This window comes from Rufibacter sp. XAAS-G3-1 (assembly GCF_013623775.1).
Classification (GTDB): domain Bacteria; phylum Bacteroidota; class Bacteroidia; order Cytophagales; family Hymenobacteraceae; genus Nibribacter.
In genome coordinates this window covers 114417-134212 of record NZ_JABFAM010000009.1, presented here as the reverse complement: position 1 = coordinate 134212, position 19796 = coordinate 114417, and the positions used below count along the sequence as shown (strand labels likewise).

The window sequence follows — 19796 nt, the reverse complement described above, 5'->3', positions numbered from 1 at the left end:
TGGAGATGCTTCATTTTCAGTAGTAGGCCCTGTTTTGAGCTTGTTTTCATAAAATCAGCCCTGAAACGGGTTTGCATTTTATTCTGGCGCGAGACTGAAGTCTCGTGCCATAGTAGCGACGGTGACCAAAAATTCCCCTCCTACTTTAGGAGGGGTGCCCTGAGGGCGGGATGGTGAAAAGGCAGTTGCCGGAGCCTCAAGTGTTAATTCTCTTATGCGAAATGTCGCTGCTGAGGCAGCGAGGGTAGTCAGAGACTACCCACCATCCGTAGGCACGAGCCTGGCGACTCGCGCCAGTGAAATCGTTGTAAGTTGTAAGAAGTTAGATTTAAACATAAAATGACAGAAACAGGTCACGTAACGCTTGCCATTGATGAAACCGGTATTGGTACCATTTCGTTTTTCCATCCGTCGCATAATTCCTTGCCGGGCGCCTTATTGAACCAGTTGGCCCAGACTATTCTGCGGGCTGGACAAGACGGACAAGTAAAAGTCATTGTGCTCCAGAGCGAAGGGGAACGGACTTTCTGCGCGGGGGCCAGCTTTGATGAGTTGATTTCCATCCAGAGCAAAGCGCAGGGGCTGGAGTTCTTCTCGGGTTTTGCGAAGGTGATCAACGCGTGCCGAACCTGCGGCAAGATCATAGTGGGAAGAGTACAGGGCAAGGCCATTGGCGGCGGCGTGGGCGTGGCCGCGGCTACGGACTATTGCTTGGCCACCCAACAGGCCTCGGTGAAGTTAAGTGAGATTGCCGTAGGTATTGGGCCGTTTGTGGTGGGGCCAGCGGTGGAACGGAAGATTGGTTTGTCTGCTTTCTCGCAACTGGCCTTGGATGCAACTGAGTTCAGGTCGGCGGCCTGGGCGAAGGAAAAGGGATTGTACGCCGAAGTGTATGAGTCAGTTGCGCAAATGGACGCCGCCGTTCAGGCCTTTGCCTCCAGATTAGCCTCCTATAGTCCAGAGGCCTTGGCTGCCCTTAAACAGGTTTTCTGGGAAGGAACCCAGCATTGGGATAAATTGCTAATTGAGCGCGCCGGAATCAGCGGAACGTTAGTGCTGTCTGATTTTACCCGCAACTTCATTCAAGGGTTTAAGAGCAAGTAGGCTTTTTATGGTTAGCTCTCCAGAAATGACTTCGCTCGCCTCCGGCGAGTGAAGTCATTTCTTTTAATAGCCTTACAGAATTGTACCTTGACAAAAGGTTTCATTGATCCGGCTTCGTTTTTGGCCTATTTTTGAGAAAGTAGGCCTATTTCTATTTCAAGGGATGGTATTGCAAGGTCACTCCTTTATCTGGGGTAGTACCTTTTCTGCGATGAAATACTCAGGCACTCTTTTGATTTACCCTGTGCTCAGATTCAGTTCACACACATTGTTTTCAGAAAAGAATAGGGGAATTGCGCAGAATCCTTTAAAATTACTTTTTCTCAAAGAGGAGAAGTAACCATGCCATTCAGTTATAAAAGGATCATTGTCAAGATTGGCTCCAATGTGCTCACGCAGGAAAACGGAATGCCCGATGAGGCGCGGATGCAGCATTTGGTGGAGCAGATCTCGGGGTTGAAGAAAGAAGGGAAAGAAGTCATTGTGGTGTCCTCGGGGGCGGTGGCAGCGGGGAGAAGCCTTATCCGCATCTCTGAGAAGACCGATGCCGTCAGTTCCCGGCAGTTGCTGGCGTCGGTGGGGCAGGTGAAACTGATTCATACCTACGCGAATCTCTTCAGCCAGCACCAGCTGGTCTGCGCGCAGGTGTTGGTGACCAAAGAAGATTTCCGGGATAGGGGCCATTACCTCAACATGAAAAACTGTTTCCAGGTACTGCTGCAGAACAACGTCATCCCCATTGTCAACGAAAACGACGTGATCTCCGTCACCGAGTTGATGTTCACCGACAACGACGAACTGGCCGGGCTGATCGCCTCCATGCTCAACGCTGATGCGCTCCTGATCCTAAGCAACGTGAACGGCATCTACAACGGCGACCCCAAAGATCCCGCTAGTACCGTCATCAAAGACATTGATGCTTCCACCACCGGTTTTGCCTCTTTTGTCACCACGCAGCGGTCGCAGTTTGGCCGCGGCGGCATGATCACCAAGTGCCACATGGCGCGTAAAGTAGCGCAACTAGGCATTGCGGTGCACATCGCCAACGGCAAAACCGAAAACGTACTGCAAAGGCTGCTGAACGGAGAAATTGAGAACACCCGTTTCCTGCCAGATAAATCAGCTTCGGGCAAGAAAAAGTGGATTGCCCATTCGGGCACGTTCGCCAAGGGGGTGGTGCGCATCAACGCAGGGGCCAAGACTGCCTTGTGCGGCTCACAAGTGGCCAAAAGCCTGCTGCCGGTAGGCGTAGTGCAGATTGAGGGCCATTTCCAGAAAGGCGATATTGTGAAACTGGTAGATGAGCAAAACCACCAGATCGGGTTCGGCATTGCCGAATACGGTTCTGAGAAAGCCCTTGAACGGCTGGGGCAGCAAAAGCAAAAACCGCTGGTGCACTATGATTACCTGTTCCTTTCTCAGGAGCTGGAGTAGCCTTCCCGTTTTAAGCTTTAATTCAGAAAAACACCGGTAAAACGCTTTGCAGTAATGTGCTACCTGCAGGTCTTACCTTCTATACCTTAAACAATGGAGTACGAAGATTTATTCAGAAACACCCAGTTGGCCAGCCAAGCGTTGGGGATACTTGCCCCTGGTCTGGTGAACGCCGTCATACGGGAAGTGGCCGCCGAAACCCTCGCGCAGAAAGACTTTCTTTTGATTGAAAACCAGAAAGACCTGGCCCGTATGTCTCCGGATGATCCCAAGCATGACCGCCTGCTGCTGACCGAAGCCCGCCTCCAAAGCATTGCCCTTGATCTGGAAAATGTAGCGAATCTTACTTCTCCGCTGGGCGAGGTGCTCCTGCAGAAGGAACTTGCCAACGGGCTGCAGATTTCCAAGGTGCGGGTGCCCATGGGCGTGGTGGGCATTATCTATGAAGCCCGGCCCAACGTCACGTTTGACGTGTTTGCCCTTTGTCTGAAAACCGGGAACGCCTGTCTTTTGAAGGGCGGCAGTGATGCCGAGTTCTCTAACCGGGCCATTGTCTCCGTAATCCATCGGGTGTTGGAGAAACATGGGCTAGACCCTCATCTGGCTACTTTGTTGCCCGCCAAACGCGAAGCCACCGAAGCCCTGTTGCAAGCCATTGGCTACGTAGACGTGCTCATTCCCAGAGGCAGTCAGGCCTTGATAGACTATGTGCGGCAAAGCGCCAAAGTACCCGTTATTGAAACCGGGGCCGGCATTGTCCATACCTATTTTGATGCCTCAGGAGATCTGGAGAAAGGCAAGAAGATCATCCACAACGCCAAAACCCGCCGGGTGAGTGTCTGCAACGCGCTGGACTGCCTGCTGGTGCATGAAGACCGGCTGGCCGATTTGACCGCTTTGCTGGCTCCCCTGGCTTATTACGAGGTGGAACTCTACGCAGATCTCTTTGCCTACGCCGCGCTGGGGCAATCGTATCCTCCCCAGTTACTGCACCTGGCCCAGGAAGAGCATTTCGGGACGGAGTTTCTGTCTTTGAAGATGGCCGTAAAGACGGTGCCCAGTTTGTCTGCGGCCCTGGAGCACATTGCCCGTTACAGCTCCAAACACAGCGAAGCCATCATTGCGGAAGACACCCAGGCCCTTGAGACTTTTTTGAACCGGGTAGATGCCGCCGCCGTGTACGCCAACGCCTCCACCGCCTTCACAGACGGCGCGCAGTTCGGGTTAGGGGCCGAAATAGGGATCAGTACCCAAAAGCTTCATGCCCGCGGGCCCATGGGCCTGGAAGAACTCACCAGCTATAAATGGGTAATCAAAGGAGATGGGCAGATCAGAGCCTGAGCACCATGGTTTTAGGTGCGTTTTTCCAAAAACAGCCTCAAAACAGCCCAACGTGCTATCAAAACTACAAACGAACAAACATCAGTGACTCATTGAACATGCGCTATTCTTCCCTTCCCCAATTAATGCTGCTGCTGCTGGTAACGCTTTCGGCGGCTTGCCGATCTTCCAAAGAGGTTTCTTTGCCCAAAGGAATTCCAATTGTGACCCGCGCCCAGTGGGGAGCCGTGGCCCCTCTATTGCCCATGAAAACCCAGGTGCCGCAGAAAATAACCATCCACCACACCGCCACCAATCAAAACCTGAACCGGACGCTAGAAGAAAAACTCAAAGCCCTGCAAAAGTTCTCCGTAGAGCGCAGCACCCTTTCTAGCGGACGCGTCAAAGAACCCTGGGCCGACATTCCGTACCATTTCTACATTGACGTGAAAGGCCAGATTGGCGAAGGGCGGCAACTCCAGTTTGTGGGAGACTCCAACACGCCGTATGATCCGTGGGGGCACGCGCTCATTGTGCTGGAAGGCAATTTCCAGACGGAGAAGGTAACCGAAGCCCAGCGGCAGAGCCTGGAACAGCTTACCCTGGCCCTAGCCAAACGCTGGAAGATCTCTGCCGAGAATATCTCCGGGCACAAGGACAATGCGGCCACCGCATGCCCGGGCGAGGATCTTTACCAGTTATTGCCGCAGCTACGGGAGCTGGTTTCCAGCAAGCGGTAAGGCATTAAAAACAAACACCACCACCATGAAAGCATTACTCTTAATAGATATTCAGAACGATTTTATTCCCGGCGGCGCGTTGGCGGTACCCGAGGGAGAGGCCATCCTGCCCATCGTGAATGCCCTGCAACCCCATTTTGACGTAGTGGTTGCCACCCAGGACTGGCACCCGGCCCACCACAAAAGCTTCGCATCGCAGCATACGGGAAAAGAGGTTTTTGACACCACCCAACTGAACGGACTAGAGCAAGTGCTCTGGCCAGACCACTGCCTGCAGGGTACAGCGGGGGCCGAGTTCTCGCCCCAACTGGAGATGAACAGGGTAGAGGCCATCTTCCGGAAGGGAACAGACCCCCAGATTGATTCCTACAGCGGTTTCTATGACAACGGCCACCTTAAATCCACGGCCTTGGCCGAGTACCTGAAAGGCAAAGACGTAACAGACGTATATCTGGTAGGCCTGGCGGCCGATTTCTGCGTGGCTTTTACCGCCCTGGATGCCTTGCAGGAAGGTTTTAAGACCTATTTTATTGAAGATGCCACCCGCGCCATCAACGCCCAAGGCTTTGAGAAAGCGAAAGCCCAGATCATGGCCAAAGGAGGGCAATTCATTCAAAGTACCCGCCTCTTAAGCTAATGGGCGTTTCCTGCCCGTTTTTGCGAAAACAGGCAGGAAACAGCAGAAGGGTTACTTACGCTTCGTTGCGTTGGGCGCTCTTTCTAAGGTCAATAATCAAGGCCATTTTCTTGTCGTGTAGCTGTTCTTCCAGGCCTACTTTGTACACGTGGGGGTTCAGGAAGCGGCGGTATGTTTCATGCAGGAGGCTGAGTTGCTGCTTGGTACGCTTCTGTATCTCAAGCAAATCTGGAGAGGTGTAGACCGGCTTGCCTTCCCTGAAAATAGGCACCAGGAGGTCTTCATGGGTGCATTCTCTGGGGAAGCTTTTCTGCTGGGTGGGGTCGTTGGGGTGCACCATGGTGGCCAAGGCGTTTATGCCCAGCGGCTCAGAATAAAGCATGTCGCCCACAATGGAGGAGCCTTTGTAGAAGCGGCGCACTTGCAGAATGCCCGGCGTTGAGATTTTGATGAGCTGCTCAGAGAGTTTCAGTTTGTACTCCCATTCCCCATCGGCTTGCCGGAGCGCGGCCAGTTTATAGACGCCGCCCAACGCGGGCTGATCATAGGCCGTCACCAGTTTCGTCCCTATGCCCCACGTGTCTATGCGGGCTCCCTGTAGTTTCAGGCTTTGGATCAGGTGCTCGTCCAGGTCATTGCTGGCCAGAATGGAGACATTAGGGAAACCTGCTTCATCCAGCAGGTGGCGTCCTTCAATGCTCAGGTAAGCCAAGTCACCAGAGTCCAGCCTTATCCCTTTGAGTTCGCTGCCGTTCTCGCGCATTTTCCGGGCTACCTCAATGGCTTTCCTGATGCCTTCTAGCGTGTGGTAGGTGTCCACCAGAAAAACCGAGTCGTGCGGGAAGACATCGGCGTACGCCGAAAAGGCTTCCTGCTCCTGGTCAAACGACATGACCCAACTGTGGGCGTGCGTGCCCTTCACCGGAATGTTGAATAACTGCCCCGCCAGCATGTTAGACGTGGCACCAACCCCACCTATAAAAGCCGCCCGCGCCGCCGAAATGGCCCCATCTGGCCCTTGGGCACGCCGCATCCCAAATTCAAGCACCGCGTCGCCCTGCGCGGCCTCCACCACGCGGGCCGCTTTGGTGGCGATCAGGGTCTGGAAGTTAAGAATCGTCAGCAAAGGCGTTTCCAGGAGCTGGCATTGTAGAATGGGGCCTTTGATGCGGAGCAGCGGCTCGTGCGGGAACACGACGGTGCCTTCGGGGATGGCGTCTACCTCACAGCTGAAACGCAGGTCACGCAGGTGCGCCAGAAACCCTTCTTCAAACAAAGCTTTTCCCTGGCTGCCTTTGAGGCTTCTCAGGTGGGAGAGGTCATCTTGGGTGAACCGGAAGTTCAGCAGAAGATCCAGGGCATCGGCTAGGCCGGCACAGACGGTGTAGCCGCCTTTGAACGGGTTACTCCGGAAATACAGGTGAAAAACCGCTTCCTGCTCCGCCATTCCTTTCTTCCAGTATCCCTGGGCCATGGTCAGTTGGTACATGTCGGTGAGCAGGGCAAGCGAAAGCTGGTAGCGTTGGCTGATATTCATATAGGTCAAGTTTTATTTATCTTAAGAGACTACGGTTAGGGCGCGTTTGCACCGGCCAAAATCTCAAATATTTGGGAGCAAAGCTAAGAGCATGTTTATATTTCATCTTTGCGCTGCAAACGGCCATAAAAAGAACCTGCATGCGCGGTTGCGTTGCCCCGTAGTGCTGCCACGCGGCTCCAAAAAAGCTTCCGCAGAACCTTTCTCTGGTTAGTTGAGCCTGCAAACCTCAAATGTAAACAAGCTCTAAGATCAAAAAGCCAAAGTGCTGCCCCAAGGTTTGTGTACGGGCCGGAAGATAAAAAACGGGAATGATTTGGGCGTGTTTTTCAGAAATCAGGCTTAAAACAGCCGGTTCGGGTTTATAGGAAAAAGCACAGCTACTATCCCGTAAAATTAAAATTTCTTAAAATTAATTGTAAAAAGGCAAGGTAAAATAGGAACATAGTAAAAACACTTTCGTATATTTAGGTAAGCATCTTAGAAAACATAGCATTTTTAGGTGTGAGGCATTTGGGAACCATAAACAGAAACGTATGAAAAAAGACTACTCCTCTACTTTGATTGCCGTTGGTTTCTTCGCGGGTACTTTTGTGCTGGCGTTCAGTTCCAATGACAGTGACACCGCCGCCTTACGGGTTTTGGCTTACCTGGCCATTGGCTGTGTTCTCTCCCTGATCGCCATTTTCTGGCATAAACTGGTTGTCCCAGAAAAGGAGCAGGGTTCTTCGCACCTTGACTCTGTTTTGTATGACGCAGAGAAATTCTCCCAAGAGTACGGCGATGTTTACGTTTTAGCCGATAAAATGAAAAAACAGCGCAAAAACAGAAACATAGACACCACTACCGGCGAACCCGCCTGATTCAAGGTTTACCTGCCCAGCACTTTGAACCCGTTAGTTATGGCGCTAAGCATTCCACAAGCTCTTCACATGAGGGCGGCAACGGGGAACCAGCCGTGTTTATAAAAAAACCGCCCGGAGAACTGCGTTTCCGGGCGGTTTTTTAAAAATTAGGGCAAAAATGGGTTCAGAATTGAAAAGAAAATCCTTTCCTTCCTGGCAAAAGAGGTTTGTCATAACCCTGTAATATCCGTTTTAGCGTAGCGGGTAGGCGGTAAGTTCTGCATGGTTTCTTCCAAAAACACTACTTTGCCGTTGCTTAAATCATACACGGCACCTACAATCAAGATTTCGCCTTTTTCATGCGCCCGGCTCAATACAGATTCTAACTGGCGCAGCTCCTTCACCTGGTTGATCACGTTAAGCCTTACCGCATGCTCTGCCTTGTTTTGGCCCATTTGCTCGGCGGCCAGGGCGGCGGGCTTAATGGAGTTGATCAAGGTGACAATGTGCCCGGGTGGGCTTTCGGGTCTTTTCATGGCCGCGCTTACCGCACCGCAGCCGCTATGGCCAAGTACTACCACCAGCTTGGTGCCCAGGTTAAGGTAGGCGTATTCAATGGTGGCGAACGTAGCCTCGGCCATAACTTGTCCGGCGGTGCGCGCCACAAACAGATCTCCGAAACCCTGGTCAAAGAGAATCTCACTGGACACGCGGGAATCAGAGCAACCCACAATGGTAGCAAACGGGGCCTGTCCCTCTGATAGACTTTTGATCAAAGCCGGGTCTTGGCGCGGGTGAATGCTGTGGCTCATCTCAAAGCGCATGTTGCCGCCTTTCAGCTTCTGGATGCCATAATAGGGGTTTAGGTAGGCAGAGTCGCGGTTAACAATGTGGTTTTGTTCCCGCCATTTCGCAGATTTCATGTTCTGGGACAGGGTGGTAGGCCCAATACTTTTTTGGGCAGCGCTCTTCCTTTGGGCGCAGGCCTGCTGCATGGTTACAAAAAAGAAGGCATAGGCCAAAAAAAGCAGGTTGTTTATACGCATAGCATCTGGGTTAAAGTGTACTGAATGTCTTTTGGCTAACGGTTAACGGAAGACCGGGGTTTTTAAAGGTCTTCGGCGGTAAGAAGAAACGGAGAAGGAGTAATCTTGAAACCGTAGGAAGCCGAAAACCTTAGCTCTTGTTTGAATTTCCCCCTTGGTTCTGGTAAGCGGTTCACAATGGAAATTTCCCTATGGAGCCTATTTTATGGCGTTTGGAGAGAAGTAGAAGTAAGCAACAGCCTGTGAAGAGTAGAGAATCATCTTTTCCTTTTGTACCTTCCCTGCTCAAGATCCAGCATCAGTCACATGGAGAAAGTGAATTTACAAGAGAAACTGACCTTGTTCTCAGACCATTGGAACCCCAGAATTGTGGGCGAGTTGAATGGCCAGCACGTGAAACTGGCTAAGTTCAAAGGCGAGTTCGTGTGGCATCACCATGACCACGAAGACGAGCTTTTTATGGTGGTGCAAGGGCAATTCAGAATGGAGTTCAGAGACAAAACCGTGGAACTGCGCGAAGGTGAATTTCTGATTGTACCCCGGGGAGTAGAGCATCGGCCGGTGGCCCAAGAAGAGGTAAGCGTCCTGTTGTTTGAACCGGCTGGTACCGTCAATACTGGTAACAGGGAAGACAGCAACCGCACGCGCCTGAATTTAGAGCGGTTGTAAGCACCGGGTCACTATCCTATATTCCTGTGATTTCACATAAACACAACGTCTTCTTTGAAGTGGCGCGGCAGCTCAGCTTCACCAAGGCCAGCCAGATCCTGTACATCAGCCAGTCGGCTATCAGCAAGCAGATCAAGGCCTTGGAAGACTATTACAAAACGGGTCTGTTTGAGCGGCACGGCAACACCATCAGCCTCACCCCGGCCGGCCAGTTGTTGTTTCAGAAACTGGAAGCCGTACAGCAGATCCAGAACGACCTGCACCAGGAACTTCCCTTGTTAAGTCAGGATTTTCAACCGCAGATCACGCTGGTGCTGGGGGCCAGTACCACCATTTCGCTGTACATCTTGCCGCCGGTGCTGTCTGCTTACCTCACGCAGTTTCCGCAGGTAGCACTGAGCCTCAGAAACCGGAACAGCGAGAACATTCTCAAAGCGTTGCTTGACCATGACATTGACTTGGGCATTATTGAAGGCATCAATAAAGTAAGCCAGGTCACCTACACGCCTTTCTTAACCGACGAGGTGATTGCCGTCTGCTCCCAGCGCAACCCCCTCAAAAAGCACGAACTGGAAGTAAAGGATTTGTACCAGATTCCGCTGGCCTTGCGGGAGGCCGGCTCTGGCACCTTGGCGGTGTTGGAAGAAGCCTTAGTGCAGAAAGGCATAAAATTGGCCCAATTGCCGGTGCGGGTAAGGCTGGGCGGAACAGAGGCCTTGAAAAACTTCGTGCGGGTAGACACCTGTCTGGCCTTTCTGCCAAGGCAGGCTGTAGTGAAAGAATTGGCCTCCGGCGAGTTGGTGGAAGTGAAGATCAAAGGCCTACAGGTACAAAGAACCTTCAACTTCATCCAACGCAAGGGTACCGAAAACAATGCGCCTTACAAGAACTTCATCCAGTTCATGAAACGCCAGTATTCCAAAACGGAATAGTCTATACCGAAACGCTATTTGATTTGGTCATAGCTGTTCACCTACTTGCCGGGGTAAATCCGTTCCCTATGATCCCTCAAGTAGAAACCAGTCTTAGTACCCTTGCCACGCTTACCTGCTCCAAGTGCGGCCAAAAACACGACTTTGAAATGCAGCAGCGTGTTTCTACCTGTTGCGCCATGCCGCTGCTGGCCCGGTACGATGGTTCTGCCGCGATTTCCAAAAAAGTGCTTAAAAACCGGGAAGGCACCATGTGGCGCTACCAGGAGGTCTTGCCCGTTCTGGATGAGAAATTCAAAGTCTCTTTGGGCGAAGGGTTCACGCCCATACTGGAGCTAAAAAGCCTGGCTCTTGCGTACGGCTTTGAAAACCTGCTTCTAAAAGACGAAGGGCAAAACCCCACCGGCTCGTTCAAAGCCCGGGGCTTGAGCATGGCAATTTCTAAAGCCCTGGAGTTAGGAGCGGAGGGCTGTATTATTCCCACCGCTGGTAACGCCGGCGTTGCCATGGCCGCCTATTGTGCCAAAGCCAACTTACCGGCCGTAGTGGTCATACCCCGCCACACGCCCAAAGCTTTCAAAGAAGAGTGCTACTGGTACGGCGCCCAAATCCATTTGATAGATGGGCTGATCCATGACTGCGCCGCCGAGGTGAGAAGACTGAACCAGGATGGCCATTTACTGGATGTGTCCACGCTTAAAGAACCTTACCGTTTGGAAGGCAAGAAAACCATGGGCTACGAGATTGCCGAGCAACTCAACTGGCAACTGCCAGATGTAATCTTGTACCCCGCAGGCGGCGGCACCGGTCTCATTGGCATCTGGAAGGCTTTCCAGGAAATGATTGCCTTGGGTTGGCTGAAAAAGAACGTCCGCTTACCCCGCATGGTAGCGGTGCAGGCCGAAAACTGCCGTCCGCTGGTAGATACCTATTTAGGGCTGCAGGCAAATTCCCAGCACTACAACGGCTTGCCCACCATCGCCAACGGTTTGGCGGTTCCGCGCCCACTGGGAGAACCATTGATGTTGCAGGTGCTGGAGCAATCCGGTGGTACCGCCATCTCCATCACCGATGAGGAAATGGTGGAAGGCGTACGCGAGATAAGCAAAAAAGAGGGCCTGTTTGTGGCCCCCGAAGGAGCCGCCGTCTGGGTGGCCGCCCGCAAACTGTTAACCCAAGGCTGGCTCAAACCACAGGAACAGGTTCTGCTGCTGAACACCGGTTCTGGCCAGAAGTACATGGAGAACATTGAAGGAAGGCACGGGGTGTAGTCCTGAGTTCTGAGTCCTGAGTTTGAAATTTAAAACAGCATGAACCCGGAAGCTATCTGAAACTACTGAAACAGCCCTCTATGGCGCGGAAGTTACTTCCGCGCCATAGAGGGCAATAAGAGTTTGGAACTCGTCTCTTTTATTCTTGAACCTGTTTAGAGATTTTCATTAACCGGCATTTAAAACAATCCCTATGGGGCAAGCATCCGCTTATGCCGTTGTTTTTAGGCTATTTTTATAAAAACAGGCCAAAAACAAGGGGTTTATCTGTACACTTCCGCAAGCATCCTTTTGTAACCCGTTTCAAGGCTAGTTTTATAAAAACAGGCCTAAAACTCTGAATAGCTTCCTTGTTATTCATTATTGCCATCAGGTCTGCCCCTATATCTATTCACTATCAGAATAACTCCCAGGAGGGGAGAATCGCTAGTGAGAAGAACCTTGATTTAAAACAGAACCCAAGGCTCAAGACTCAGGACTCTTCCCTTTGGGAAAGTCCTGGTTTTTGCTTAAACTGAGTGCTCAATTCAGTTTTTATCTTTTGCTGCACCCATGAAAGTTTCTTCTTCCGTCCTAGCTGTCTCGGCACTCGGGTTTCTTTTTTCCTGCAACAGTTCTTACCAGGCAGTTCATCAGAAAGCCATCTTGGTGGATACCCACAATGATGTCCTGTCACAGGTGGTCATGGAAGGGCACTCTGTGGAAAAGGATTTAACCGGAATAGCCCATACTGATTTACGCCGGATGAAGAAAGGCGGCATGGATGTGCAGGTCTTCGCTGTTTTCTGTGATGAGACGTATGGGCCGGGCCGGGCTTTCAACTTCGCCAACCAGCAGATAGACACGCTGGAAGCCATAGTCCGGCGGAACCCAGATAAGTTGCAGTTGGTCTATTCGCCCGCCCAGATGCGGGAAGCCGTGAAAGCCGGGAAAATCGCTTCCTTGACCGGGGTGGAGGGCGGCCACATGATTGAAGACAAGCTGGACAACATCAACCACCTGTACAATCGGGGCACCCGGTACCTTACCCTCACCTGGAACAACAGCACGTCCTGGGCCTCCTCGGCCGCCGATGAAACCAAGGGAACCGGCTTCCACGGCAAGAAAGGACTGAATGAGTTCGGGAAGCAAGTGGTGCGCCGCATGAATGAGCTGGGCATGATGGTTGATCTGTCACATGTGGGGGAACAGACGTTCTGGGATGTAATGGCAACCACCTCTAAGCCGGTGCTGGTATCGCATAGCTGCGCGGCCGCCCTTTGCCCGCACCCCCGCAACCTCACCGATGAGCAGATCAAAGCCGTAGGCAAAAACGGCGGCGTCATTCACTTAAATTTCTTCTCTGAGTTCCTGGACAGCGCCTACTCCAAACGGATCAGAACCTTCATGGCCAAACATGAAACCGAAATCAAGCAGTTAAGAGACAAAGGGTTAAGCGGGATGGAATTAAGGGCCGCTTTATATAAAAAGTATCCCGAGGAGTCAAAAGCCATAGAACCACCGGTTTCCCTGCTGGTAGATCATATTGACCACGTGGTGAAGGTGGCAGGCATTGACCACGTGGGCCTCGGCTCAGATTACGACGGAATCAGCTCGGCCCCTACGGGTCTGGAAGATGTCAGCACGTATCCTTTAATCACCAAAACACTTTTGGAGCGCGGTTATAAAAAGAAAGAGATTGAAAAGATCCTAGGGGGCAACTTCATCAGGGTTTGGGAAGCGAATATCCCCTCTGTCGTAGCAAAAAAGTAAAAGGTGACGTATCTCTGTTTTAGGCGTGTTTTCAGATAAACAGCCCAGAAACAGGAATCCAGCTTTTTAACTTAAATCTTCAGTTCCTGCCAAATCTGATGGAGGAGAGAGGATTGCGCGCCGGTTCTTTCACCTTCCACCGTTTCTATCATCCGCAAACCTGTCACATTTCCCGCAAACACTACAGATGCGCCTGTAAAATCAGTTCGCGTAAAAAAGCCCTCCTGAACTTGCCAATTCTTTTGCCGGGCCCATTGCAGAAGCTTTCTGCGCATAACCCCGTGCAAACAGCCGGTTTCCAAAGCAGGGGTGAAAAGCGACTGGTCTTTCACCCAGAAGAGGTTGGAATAGGTAAGTTCGGCCAGGTTTCCGGCGGGGTCAAGCAGGATCAAGTCATCCAAACCGCGGGCGGTTTTCTCTTGGCTGGCTAAAACATACACCGGCGAATTGATGCCCTTAAAAGAAGAGAAAACTGAAGGAATGGTACGCACCGTTTGGCAGATACCTACGTGTAGCGGTTCTTCTATAGGAGTTTGGGCCGATTGCACAGTCACCAGCCAATCAGTTTGGTTGGTTTGCGGCGTATAGAGACCTTCGCCCGCCCGCCAGACTTTAAATTTCACCCTCGTTATGGAGCCGCAATGATTTTTTTCGGCTAATTCTTTCACTATTTGCGGAAAACAATCGGTCAGAAGTTCTGGGGGTAATTCTAGTCTTAGCACAGAACCTGCTTCTTCCATCCGCTCCCGGTGTTCTGGCCAGAAACGAAGCATGCCCTTCTCCAGAACAAGCGTTTCAAAGAACCCGTCATTGTACTGGAAAGCCCTGTTAGACAGAGGCAAGCGCAGGTCTTCTTCTGGAAGGATTTGGCCGTTGTAGAGGAGAAGGGGCATGAAAAGTGACAGTTTTATATTCCTAGCTTGGAAAATCAATCAAAGATGGAAGGCTGAATTTTATTTTCCTTATCAAAATACACCTGAAAAATGGCCTGGTATTTCACTGGTTTTCCCATAAAAGTAGCCGGAATCCATTGCTTATACCGGTATAGTGCTTTCATAACGTCATGTTGAAGGGGCGTAGGAATAGTTGGTAGAGGAGGGAAAACAGACCAATAAATATCATAGTACCGTTTTACGGTATGTCTTACATTTTTTACAGATACTACTTTTTCTAAAGCACCAGTCTCGCTGATATGAAGGATAAAATTCTCATAATACCCTTTGCCATAAACTCCATAAGCATTTTCCTTTGAAGGAGACAATAAAGAGTCCAAATTGCCTTTGGGAATTGGTTTTTTCATCTGTGAACTGAAGTACCAGGTAGTTCTGCTGTGAAATACCACGCTATCTAATTCTACATCATTTCCGGTTTCAAGTTTGTGTAAAAGGTCTTTACGAATCGCTTGAAAAGCGGGGAAGTACTCCGTATTAGAACAACTTTCAGAGAATTGTAAACCCGTGGGTGTTTGATGGGCAAAAATGAGAAGGGAAACGTTGGGCCGATGGCTTCTTTTTGAAGCTGGAATATGCTTGAATTCGGGAATAACTTCGGTAGGAAAAGTGAACGTCAGGCTTTTTGGTTGCGTTGGGGTTCGTTTAAAATGATGGTAGACATTTACTTCTATTTTATAGAAAGAGGAATCCTTGTTGAGAGTCATTTTACCGGTAGTGCCGTAGAAAACATAGTCCGCCTGCATAAACTCAATGGCTACCGGAGGCGGATCGCATGATTCGGCTTTGCAGACAATTGAAGTTGCCCAAAGCAATAAGAAGGCAAATGTCCGTTTCATCTTGTGGTAAGTAAAAAGCCTAAAGCAAACCATACAATTTGCCAGGCAATGCTTTGATATGGCCGCTCATCTCCAAAGTAAACAGCACTGAGGATAACTGACCCATTGAAAAGTGCGTGTGCCTGCTTAGAACATCAATATGGGTGGCTCCGGCCTGTTGCAAAATCCTTAGTACCCGTTGCTCCTCTTCCGGAAAGGCAGTCAAATCCAGGGCCGGCACCGCTGTTGGTTTTGGAAGGAAAGTAGGAGCCAGGGCTTTGTCCCAGTTCAGAAGCTCCTCCAGATCCTTGGGTTTGGTGTAGGGAACGGCCTTCAGGCTTTTGATGAGTTGATTGCAGCCCTGCGAAGTCTCAGCGGTAATAGGCCCGGGCACGGCCATCACTTCCCGGTCATAGCTGTGGGCGATGTCAGCGGAGATGAGGGAGCCGCCTTTGCTCGTGGACTCCACCACAATGGTACAGTCGGCCATTCCGGCAATAATTCGGTTTCGGGCCGGAAAACGCGGGGCATCTGGTTTGGTTCCGAAGGGGAATTCAGAAAGTAATCCGCCGTGTTGCAGCATCTTTTCGGCGTCCCGCTGGTGCGCGGTGGGGTACACCGTTTCCACACTGTTGGCCATTACGCCCACGGTTGGCAAGCCCGCTTTCATGGCGGCTTTGTGCGCCAGAATATCAATCCCGAAGGCCAAACCACTCACCACCAACACGTCATGCTGCACCAAGCCCTGCACAATCTGTTCGGTAACCATTCGGCCATACTCCGTGCTTTTACGGGTGCCTACAATGCTGATGACTTTTAGCGCATTAAGATCGGCGTTACCTTTATAATAAAGGAGGAGCGGGGCATCTGGTACATTCCGCAAGCGCTCTGGATACCCCGGATGCGTGAAAGGCAGGAGCTGCACTTCCTCCTTTTCGGCCCGCAGAATCACTTCCTCGGCCTGCCGCAAAGCAGCCGTCTTGCTTTGCAGGATGCTCTTCACCAGTACCTCCCCAATGCGCGGAATCTTGACCAACCGTTCTTTAGACGCGGAGAAAACCGCCTCGGCAGAGCCGAAATACTTCACCAACGTGCGCGCCGTACCGCCTCCCACCTGGGGAATAATGGGCAAAGCCACCTGGTAAAGTAAATCCTGCGACACTGTGTGGTAGTTCTGAGTCTTGAGTTCTGAGTCCTGAGTTGCTTTATACGATATTTATGATTCTGGTTTGACTCAGGACTTTAAACTCAGAACTCAGGACTAGCTTCCCGCTAGGGAAGCTGCGCTTTGATGCTGATTAAGAATTCTTTTATTTTCTCCAGAGACTGCACCATCTCGAATTTTTCACGGGCCTGCACCCCGCGGGTTCTGAGCATTTCACGGGCACCCTGAATGGTGTAGCCGCGTTCCTTTAGCAAGTGGTACACAAAGCGCAGGTTTTCAATGTCTTTTGGCGAAAACAACCGGTTTCCTTTCTTGTTTTTCTTGGGTTTGAGAATGTCAAATTCGGTTTCCCAGAAACGAATGAGGGAGGGGGCTACTTCAAACATAGCCGCCACTTCGCCAATGCTGTAATACTGCTTTTCTATATCTCGTTCTTTGTAAGGCACTTTTTTAGAGTTCTGAGTCTTGAGTTCTGAGTCTTGAGTTCTGAGTCTGGAAGTATCTTGAACCGACTCAGGACTCAAGACGCAGAACTCAGAACTCTTTTTCGCCGCGTTTTGCTAAAAAAGCTTACTTTTGCAGACACCGCAGGACGCACTGAAAAGGCAAAAATTCGCTTTTTCTTTCGCATTTACAAGCCCTTGCGCTTAGTTTCAGAAAGCAATTATTTAGATACATGACCTCCGCCCAGATTCGTCAGAAGTTCCTGGATTTCTTCGCCTCCAAAGGCCACCAGATTGTTCCGTCTTCGCCCATTGTGGTAAAAGACGATCCTACGCTCATGTTCACCAACTCAGGGATGGCGCCTTTCAAGGATTATTTCCTGGGCAACAAACCCGCGCCCTACGCCCGCGTGGCGGACACCCAAAAGTGTCTGCGCGTGTCTGGCAAGCACAATGACTTGGAGGAAGTAGGCTATGACACCTACCACCATACCATGTTTGAGATGCTGGGCAACTGGTCGTTCGGCGATTATTTCAAGCAGGATGCCCTGAAATGGTCATGGGAGTTGCTGACGGAAGTTTACCAACTGCCCAAAGACCGGTTATACGTTTCTGTTTTCCAGGGAGACGGTTCTGAGAACCTGCCCATGGACCAGGAGGCGTTTGACATCTGGAAGACCATGATTCCCGAAGACCGAATATTGATGGGCAACAAGAAAGACAACTTCTGGGAAATGGGCGATACCGGCCCCTGCGGCCCTTGCTCAGAGATTCACGTAGACTTGCGTTCTGATGAAGAAGTGGCTAAAACACCCGGGAAAGACCTTGTGAACAACGACCACCCGCAAGTGGTGGAAATCTGGAACAACGTGTTCATGGAGTTCAACCGTTTAGCCGATGGCTCTCTGGTGAAACTTCCTGCGCAACACGTAGATACGGGCATGGGCTTCGAGCGTTTGTGCATGGCCATACAGAGCAAACAGTCCAACTATGACACCGACGTTTTCCAGCCGCTCATTCAGTTCATCGCGAAAGAGGCAGGCGTAACCTACGGCCAAGACGAGAAAACCGACATCGCCATACGCGTTATCGCTGACCACATCCGGGCTATATCCTTCACCATTGCTGATGGTCAGTTGCCGAGCAACAACAAGGCGGGGTACGTGATTAGACGGATTCTGCGCCGCGCGGTAAGATATGCCTTCACGTACCTGAACTTCAAAAAACCATTCCTGAACACCATCGTGCCGGTTCTGGCTGACCAATTGGCGAATGTGTTCCCTGAGCTGAAAGCACAGCAAGCCTTCGTGCAGCGCGTGATTGAGGAAGAGGAAAACGCGTTTCTGCGAACCTTGGAGAACGGATTGAAGCGCCTGGATGCTTTAGAAGCAAGTCGTGTTAAACAAGCAGATAGCGATAAGTTTGACGATATGCCAGAAGATGGCGTAGCTGATAATAATACCTATGCACTTTGGCATAAACGTCAAGCACGATATAGAACAATTTCAGGTGAAGATGCTTTTGAACTTTATGATACTTTCGGATTTCCTTTAGATTTGATTTCTTTAATAGCTAAGGAAAAGGGGTTTACAGTTGATGAAGAAGGCTTTACAGCCGAAATGGAGCAGCAAAAAAACCGCTCCCGCAACGCCGCACAAACGGAACAGGGCGACTGGGTAGTGCTGCAAGCAGACGTAGAGACCGAATGGGTAGCCTATGACGCAGATGCTGTTGAAGCCAAGGTAGTGCGTTACCGTCAGGTGACCGCCAAAAACAAGAAGGAATTCCACGTAGTGCTGGATCGCACACCGTTCTACGCCGAAAGCGGCGGGCAGGTGGGTGATACGGGCGTGTTGGAATCGGCCTCCGGCAACGTGAAAGTGCTGGACACCAAAAAGGAAAACGACCTCATCCTGCACATCACCGCTGAACTGCCGAAAGACCTGGAGGCTCCGCTTACCGCAAAAGTGGACAGCAAGCGCAGGGCTTTGATCAAAAAAAACCACTCGGCTACGCACTTGCTGCACGCTGCTTTGAAACAGGTGCTGGGCGACCACGTGAACCAGAAAGGCTCTTTGGTGAGCGACAAGCTGCTGCGTTTCGACTTCTCGCACTTCACCAAAGTAACTGAGGAGCAGCTGCGGGAAGTAGAGCAGATTGTGAATGCCCGCATCCGGGAGTCCATCGAGAAAGACGAGCGCCGCAACGTGCCCATTGAAGAGGCGAAACAACTGGGTGCTACCGCTCTGTTTGGGGAGAAGTACGGCGAGTTTGTGCGCGTCATTACCTTTGACCGTAACTATTCCATTGAGCTATGCGGCGGTATTCACGTGCAGAACACCGGCAACATCGGGTTCTTTAAGATTGTGAGTGAAAGCTCCGTCGCCGCCGGCGTTCGTCGGATTGAAGCGGTAACCGCCGATGTGGCGGAGCACTTCGTGGATGAGCAGATCACCCAGTTTGAGGAAGTGAAGCAAGTTTTGGGTGTGCAGAAGGAATTCGGCAAAGCCATTGAGAAATTGCAGGACGAAAACGCCGCCTTGCGCAAGCAACTGGAAGCCTTTGAACTGAAGCAGGTGACCGCCCAGAAAGAAAAGCTGGCCGCGCAGGTACGCCAGGTGAACGGCCTCAACTTCCTGGCTGCCCGCGTAGACGTAAGCTCCGCCGATTACCTCAAGAAACTGGCCTTCGACCTCCGCAGCGTGGTAGACAACCTAGTGCTGGTGCTGGCCGCCGATGTAGACGGAAAACCGCAGTTGGCCGTTATGCTGTCAGATGAAGTGGTGTCCGGCAAAGGCTTGAACGCCGTGCAAATGGTGAAAGAGCTGGCCAAGGAAATCAAAGGCGGCGGTGGCGGACAACCGTTCTACGCAACGGCCGGCGGAAAAGAAGTGGCTGGCTTAGACGCCGCTCTGGCGAAAGCTGAGGCGTTGTTGCAGTTATAAAGACCTCACCCCGGCCCCTCTCCCACGGAGAGGGGAGTTGTGTGTTCCGTTTTTTAGCTGTTTTTCAGAAAAGAAGCTAGAAACAGAACACGGTAGTTACCCTCTAAAAGATTCTTAAACTCCCCTCTCCGTGGAGAGGGGCCGGGGGTGAGGTTATACATTAGCCATTTAGCGGCTGTTTTAAAGAA

17 protein-coding genes are annotated in these 19796 nt (G+C 51.2%); 11 read left to right on the top strand and 6 right to left on the bottom strand.

Translation table 11 applies throughout. The annotated features are described in order from the left end of the window. Window positions 1-339: 339 nt before the first annotated feature. The 5 genes from HHO50_RS12140 (at window position 340) to pncA (ending at window position 5235) form a co-directional block, all read left to right on the top strand. On the top strand, window positions 340-1104 hold the full coding sequence (locus HHO50_RS12140; protein ID WP_181306324.1) for an enoyl-CoA hydratase/isomerase family protein: 765 nt from the start codon (window positions 340-342) through the stop codon (window positions 1102-1104). A gap of 342 nt (window positions 1105-1446) precedes the next feature. Beyond that, entirely contained in the window at window positions 1447-2538 is a 1092-nt protein-coding gene (gene proB / locus HHO50_RS12135) for a glutamate 5-kinase (protein WP_181306323.1), read from the top strand. A 93-nt stretch (window positions 2539-2631) separates the two neighbouring features. Further along, entirely contained in the window at window positions 2632-3879 is a 1248-nt protein-coding gene (locus tag HHO50_RS12130) for a glutamate-5-semialdehyde dehydrogenase (RefSeq protein ID WP_181306322.1), read from the top strand. Window positions 3880-3977: 98 nt separating this feature from the next. Further along, window positions 3978-4598 (top strand): peptidoglycan recognition family protein, encoded by a 621-nt coding sequence (locus tag HHO50_RS12125; protein ID WP_255478714.1) that lies wholly within the window; start codon window positions 3978-3980, stop codon window positions 4596-4598. Window positions 4599-4623: 25 nt separating this feature from the next. After that, a complete protein-coding gene (gene pncA, locus HHO50_RS12120) occupies window positions 4624-5235 on the top strand; it encodes a bifunctional nicotinamidase/pyrazinamidase (protein ID WP_181306321.1) in 612 nt (203 codons plus the stop codon). 55 nt (window positions 5236-5290) lie between these two features. Here pncA and HHO50_RS12115 read toward each other — a convergent pair whose 3' ends face one another. Continuing rightward, on the bottom strand, window positions 5291-6772 hold the full coding sequence (locus HHO50_RS12115; protein ID WP_181306320.1) for a nicotinate phosphoribosyltransferase: 1482 nt from the start codon (window positions 6770-6772) through the stop codon (window positions 5291-5293). Window positions 6773-7308: 536 nt separating this feature from the next. Between HHO50_RS12115 and HHO50_RS12110 the strand changes: the two genes are divergently transcribed. Continuing rightward, window positions 7309-7635: a hypothetical protein gene (locus HHO50_RS12110; RefSeq protein ID WP_181306319.1), complete on the top strand. Its 327-nt coding sequence runs from the start codon at window positions 7309-7311 to the stop codon at window positions 7633-7635. 212 nt (window positions 7636-7847) lie between these two features. On the opposite strand, the gene HHO50_RS12105 is transcribed toward HHO50_RS12110, so the two are convergent. Continuing rightward, a complete protein-coding gene (locus tag HHO50_RS12105; RefSeq protein WP_255478713.1) occupies window positions 7848-8663 on the bottom strand; it encodes a carbonic anhydrase in 816 nt (271 codons plus the stop codon). Between the two features lie 306 nt (window positions 8664-8969). Between HHO50_RS12105 and HHO50_RS12100 the strand changes: the two genes are divergently transcribed. The 4 genes from HHO50_RS12100 (at window position 8970) to HHO50_RS12085 (ending at window position 13287) form a co-directional block, all read left to right on the top strand. Then, window positions 8970-9332 carry a cupin domain-containing protein gene (locus HHO50_RS12100; RefSeq protein WP_181306318.1) on the top strand — a complete coding sequence of 121 codons (363 nt, stop codon included), beginning with the start codon at window positions 8970-8972 and terminating at the stop codon, window positions 9330-9332. 26 nt (window positions 9333-9358) lie between these two features. Further along, a complete protein-coding gene (locus tag HHO50_RS12095) occupies window positions 9359-10264 on the top strand; it encodes a LysR substrate-binding domain-containing protein (protein WP_181306317.1) in 906 nt (301 codons plus the stop codon). Between the two features lie 68 nt (window positions 10265-10332). Further along, window positions 10333-11535 (top strand): threonine synthase, encoded by a 1203-nt coding sequence (locus HHO50_RS12090; RefSeq protein ID WP_181306316.1) that lies wholly within the window; start codon window positions 10333-10335, stop codon window positions 11533-11535. Window positions 11536-12087: 552 nt separating this feature from the next. Next, window positions 12088-13287, top strand: coding sequence for a dipeptidase (locus HHO50_RS12085; protein ID WP_181306315.1), 1200 nt, complete (start codon window positions 12088-12090; stop codon window positions 13285-13287). A 71-nt stretch (window positions 13288-13358) separates the two neighbouring features. Here HHO50_RS12085 and HHO50_RS12080 read toward each other — a convergent pair whose 3' ends face one another. The 4 genes from HHO50_RS12080 to HHO50_RS12065 all read right to left on the bottom strand — a co-directional run bounded on the left by HHO50_RS12080 (window position 13359) and on the right by HHO50_RS12065 (window position 16666). Next, window positions 13359-14180 (bottom strand): aminotransferase class IV, encoded by an 822-nt coding sequence (locus tag HHO50_RS12080; RefSeq protein WP_181306314.1) that lies wholly within the window; start codon window positions 14178-14180, stop codon window positions 13359-13361. 35 nt (window positions 14181-14215) lie between these two features. Beyond that, on the bottom strand, window positions 14216-15076 hold the full coding sequence (locus HHO50_RS12075) for a hypothetical protein (RefSeq protein WP_181306313.1): 861 nt from the start codon (window positions 15074-15076) through the stop codon (window positions 14216-14218). Between the two features lie 19 nt (window positions 15077-15095). Beyond that, window positions 15096-16217: a DNA-processing protein DprA gene (dprA, locus tag HHO50_RS12070; protein ID WP_181306312.1), complete on the bottom strand. Its 1122-nt coding sequence runs from the start codon at window positions 16215-16217 to the stop codon at window positions 15096-15098. A 110-nt stretch (window positions 16218-16327) separates the two neighbouring features. Further along, a complete protein-coding gene (locus tag HHO50_RS12065) occupies window positions 16328-16666 on the bottom strand; it encodes a MerR family transcriptional regulator (RefSeq protein WP_181306311.1) in 339 nt (112 codons plus the stop codon). 230 nt (window positions 16667-16896) lie between these two features. Here HHO50_RS12065 and alaS point away from each other — a divergent pair, with 230 nt between their 5' ends. Continuing rightward, window positions 16897-19608, top strand: coding sequence for an alanine--tRNA ligase (alaS, locus tag HHO50_RS12060; RefSeq protein ID WP_181306310.1), 2712 nt, complete (start codon window positions 16897-16899; stop codon window positions 19606-19608). Window positions 19609-19796: the final 188 nt, after the last annotated feature.